Origin of the sequence: Rhodopirellula maiorica SM1 (assembly GCF_000346295.1) — a bacterium.
In the GTDB taxonomy this organism is placed as follows: domain Bacteria; phylum Planctomycetota; class Planctomycetia; order Pirellulales; family Pirellulaceae; genus Novipirellula; species Novipirellula maiorica.
On sequence record NZ_ANOG01000659.1, the window covers coordinates 1 to 1,998 of the forward strand.

General features: G+C 50.9%; 3 protein-coding genes. 1 reads left to right on the top strand and 2 read right to left on the bottom strand.

The window, feature by feature from the left end; genetic code table 11:
* The coding region (locus tag RMSM_RS21085) for a DUF5076 domain-containing protein (RefSeq protein WP_040768677.1) at positions 1-299 on the top strand (299 nt) is incomplete at its 5' end.
* A gap of 30 nt (positions 300-329) precedes the next feature.
* Here RMSM_RS21085 and RMSM_RS21090 read toward each other — a convergent pair.
* Together RMSM_RS21090 and RMSM_RS21100 are read right to left on the bottom strand one after the other, a co-directional pair.
* Complete coding sequence (locus tag RMSM_RS21090; RefSeq protein WP_008700948.1) at positions 330-1,043, bottom strand: helix-turn-helix transcriptional regulator; 714 nt, start codon at positions 1,041-1,043, stop codon at positions 330-332.
* 564 nt (positions 1,044-1,607) lie between these two features.
* Positions 1,608-1,998, bottom strand: a 391-nt coding sequence (locus tag RMSM_RS21100) for a DUF1501 domain-containing protein (RefSeq protein ID WP_144057832.1), incomplete at its 5' end; no start/stop codon positions are given.

Genomic DNA, 1,998 nt, shown 5'->3' on the forward strand with positions numbered 1-1,998 from the left:
TACCACCGGCAGCGGAACACGATCCCAAAGCGATCGAGATGTTTCGCGGATGGATCGCCGAAGGCGCCCTGCACTGCGAATTGAACGTCGGGCACTGGCACCAAACTACCGATACGGACGAACGCCAAGCATGGGGCGTGATCCTAGCGGACTTGGCACGCCAGGTCGCTAAATCGCTCGAAGAGGCCACTGGGATGGATCAAAGCATTTCATTGCAGTTAATACTGCAATCGTTTGCTGCCGATTTCGATGGGCCTGATACTGAGGGCGCCGATGCGGACGCCGTGGATAAATCCTAAGAAGCCTGATAATGATCGAGGCTTTTGAAATCAAAGACCGAAGTCGTGGAATCCGTTGTCTTGGAAACGGACCATCAATCGGATGAGTCCCGCTTGGTTCTCAACTCCTAATTTTCGCATGCCCGAGTTGCGGCGATTCTCGATCGTTTTGTCCGAGACATCGAGGATTTTTGCCATGTCTTTGACCGATTCGCCTTTGGCAACCAACACTGCAACTTTCTTTTCGCGATCATCCAATCGCACAAATTGTTCCCAAACGCGAGCAAGGTCCAAGAGCCGCAGCGCACCGGGGTTTTCGGTTTGCACTTCGACAATCCGAGTTACACCCAAAATGGCGGCACGCGTGTGACCGCTGCCCAGCAGGGACCGTTTGATCGTGCGTAACAGCAGCATGCGTCCGTGTTGATCGCGGCCGAGGTGTTCAAAATCAACACTCGTGCAGCCTTGCATAATCAGTGCATCCGAACTTTCCGCCACCGGTTTGATGGTTTCGTTCAAAAAGTCGGAACTGAAGCGTCCCACCGAACTAACGTCGCCAGCAAACGTGTGCTCATAGGCCTTGTTGGCCAACAACATCTGTCCGTCAGCAGATTTGATGTAGATCGGATCATGCCAAGAATCAATCAGCACGTTGAGTGGATTGCGAGAACGGATTGCACCCACTAGATCCTTAACAAGCTGCCCGACTTCGGCTTGGAAAGAAGTTTCGTTGATGTTGGGAATCAATGTGCTGGAGGATGGCATCGGACAATCTCACTTAACGAATTCAAAAAATTAGGAAACCGATTAGAAAAGGCGACAAGTCGCTAGCAATGTTCGTCCGCCATAAAGACTTGCATTCAAAATCCGCGAACTTGGTTACTTCACAGCAAGAGTTGCCCAAGACCACTGTGGCGTCGAAACGCCCCTTGCGTGAAGATGACGCGTGACTATCACCCTCTGTCAAATAAGTATCGCACAATTGGGTTCGGTTATAAGAGAAAAACTTTCGAATTTCAGAAAAATGCGGGTTAGCGCATCGAAGCATTTTCGCTGCCAATGCGGAGAATTGCATGAGAAAAACCCATGAAATTACGTGAAATTTGGCGTTAAGAGAGCACGCCGAGGAGACGGTTTCACGAAGAATTTTTTCGGATTGCGGTCTCGATCCTTGCCCGAATTTTTCGATCTTACGTCAAAAAATATCGTCAGCAGTTCGAATTTCGGTAGACAAAGCGATGGAGTGTCCATGCTTTGCTCGCTTTTCCGGTCACGCTTTCGGATAGCCGATATCTCGACAAGGGAGGTGACGTCGTTTTGTGCACGCACTCAACCAAACAGCTTGGCGATTGGTTTCCCGTTGTCGGTAACCGGGACAGGGCGGTCACCGTCGTAGAGGTATTTGCCGTAGTCGATTCCGACTGATGCACAAATGGTGGCAAAGAAATCGGGGACGCTGACGGGATCGGAGACGATCTTTTTGCTCAGTTCGTCGGTTTCGCCATAGGCACCACAATGATTTAGCCCTCCACCGGCTAACACACACGAAAACGCCCGGCCTTGATGACCACGGCCTCCTGCACTGTCAAACTCCGGTGGTCGGCCGAACTCGGTCGTGATCACGATCAACGTTTTGTCGAGCAATCGCTTTTCTTGCAGATCGATAATCAGTGCTGAAACGGCCGTATCAAGCTCTCGAATCAATTCGTGCTGATTCAAG

What these genes read in the sequence shown, in the direction of transcription:
- RMSM_RS21090 (WP_008700948.1), bottom strand. Translation starts at nt 1,043, where the DNA reads ATGCCATCCTCCAGCACATTGATTCCCAACATCAACGAAACTTCTTTC.